Source organism: Amycolatopsis rhizosphaerae (assembly GCF_007713715.1).
Taxonomy (GTDB): domain Bacteria; phylum Actinomycetota; class Actinomycetes; order Mycobacteriales; family Pseudonocardiaceae; genus Amycolatopsis_E; species Amycolatopsis_E rhizosphaerae.
In genome coordinates, this window is the sequence record NZ_VJWX01000792.1 from 1 (window position 1) to 1,822 (window position 1,822).

The following is a 1,822-nucleotide window of genomic DNA, read 5'->3' on the forward strand; positions in this document are numbered from 1 at the left end:
GGGCAGATCCCAGGCCAGTGGTGGGGCGCCGAGCGGGTCCCAACCCGTGGCGTGGCCGGACGGAGTGCCGGCGGTGGTCTCCGTCGCGGTGTCGCCGGTCGCCATGGAGAAGGACGCGGAAAACTCCGGGGACGCGGTGGTCTTCACCGGCGCCACGGGACGGCGCTCGTGCCCCCGCGACCGGTGCAGCAGGTACAGCGCGGTGAGCAGCAGTGCGAACCCGATCATCCCACCCCCGCGGAACCACTCCTGCGAGAAGGCCCAGGTGGAGATCGGGAAGAAGGCCAGGCCGAGCGCGATCGTGAGGCCCTTCGGCATCGAACTGCTGCCCCGCCCCACCAGGGCTTCGATCGGCGAAACCTCGTCGTGCTCACCAGGGAAGAACAGCCAGCCCAGCAGGTACACCGACAGGCCGATGCCCCCGAACAGGGTCGCGGACGCGAGGGCCACCCGGACGATCACCGGGTCGATGCCGTACCGGTTGCCGATGGCGGCCGCGACCCCGGCGATCTTCCGACCGTGTTCCGGTCGTCGTGGCCTGCTGACCCAGAAGTCCTTGAGAGTTTCCTCGAACCCGCCCAAGCCGGTCGGTTTGGATGCGTCTGCTGCGCCACTCATGCCCACGATCATGCGCCGCGGGCTCCCGCGGCACATCGGGGAACGACCCTGAGATTCACGATCAGGGACATTCCCCGATGGATCCGCCTTGCGGGCGTGTGACCATGGAAGAACCATGGAGGACGTGCAGGAGAGGGCCCGCGAAGAGGCCGTGACACACCTAACGCGGGGAGTCCCCGTCACCGGGCAGGCCTCCCGGGCGCTCGCCGAGCCGGAAGAGCCGCCGAAGCTGTACCGGCGCCGGTCCGGCCGGGCCGTCGCGGGCGTGGCGGTCGGTCTCGCCGAACATCTCGGGGTCCGCGTGCTGTGGGTGCGGGCGGCCTTCGCGTTCCTCGCCGCTCTCGGCGGTCTGGGGCTGTTCGCGTACGGGATGCTGTGGGTGTTCGTGCCGCAGCGGCCGGGGGAGGACACGACAAAGCCGCCTTCGCCGAAGGAGCGCCAGCAGGCGATCGCCCTGCTCGTGCTGGGGATCGGCCTCGCGGTCGGCGGCAGCACCCTCAGCGGGGCCATCTCGGGCTGGTTGGCCGTACCGCTTGCCCTGGCGCTGGTCGGTGCCGCGGTGGTGTGGCGGGAGGCCGACGAATCCCAGCGCGGCCGCTGGCGCAGTGGCGCGCGTTCCGGCGTGGCCCGGATCGTCGGCGGCGGCGGTTGGCAGGCCGCGGTGCGGATCGTCTGCGGGGTGGCGCTGGTGATCACGGGCATCGGCGTGGTGTTGTTCCGCGACAGCAACTTCACCCAGATGCGGCTCGCGCTGATCGCGGTGTTCGCCACGCTGATCGGGGTGGCGGTGCTGACGGTCCCGTTCTGGCTGCGCATGGTGCAGGACCTCGGCGAGGAGCGCCGTGCCCGTATCCGTACCGAGGAGCGTGCCGAGATCGCGGCGCACCTGCACGACTCGGTGCTGCAGACGCTCGCGCTGATCCAGAAGCAGGCCGACTCCCCGAAGGAGGTCGCTCGCCTGGCGCGGGGCCAGGAGCGGGAGTTGCGGGGCTGGCTGTACGGGCCGTCGGGCTACGGGGCGGGGAAGGAGACGGCCGCGCCGGACAACGGCGCGGGTGGGCGCCTGTCCACCGCCGTCGCCACCGCATGCGGCGAGGTGGAGGACGCCTTCGCCATTTCGGTGTCCCAGGTCGTGGTGGGGGACATCGACCTCGACGAACCGCTCACGGCGCTCGTCCAGGCCGCCCGTGAGGCCATGGTGAAC

General features: G+C 71.4%; 2 protein-coding genes. One reads left to right on the plus strand and one right to left on the minus strand.

Translation table 11 applies throughout. The features are described 5' to 3' along the window. A partial coding sequence (locus tag FNH05_RS36885) for a PspC domain-containing protein (RefSeq protein WP_246128161.1) occupies positions 1 to 618 on the minus strand: 618 nt, incomplete at its 3' end. Positions 619 to 733: 115 nt separating this feature from the next. Here FNH05_RS36885 and FNH05_RS36890 point away from each other — a divergent pair. After that, positions 734 to 1,822: ATP-binding protein (locus FNH05_RS36890; protein WP_144593460.1), on the plus strand; the 1,089-nt coding region annotated here is incomplete at its 3' end.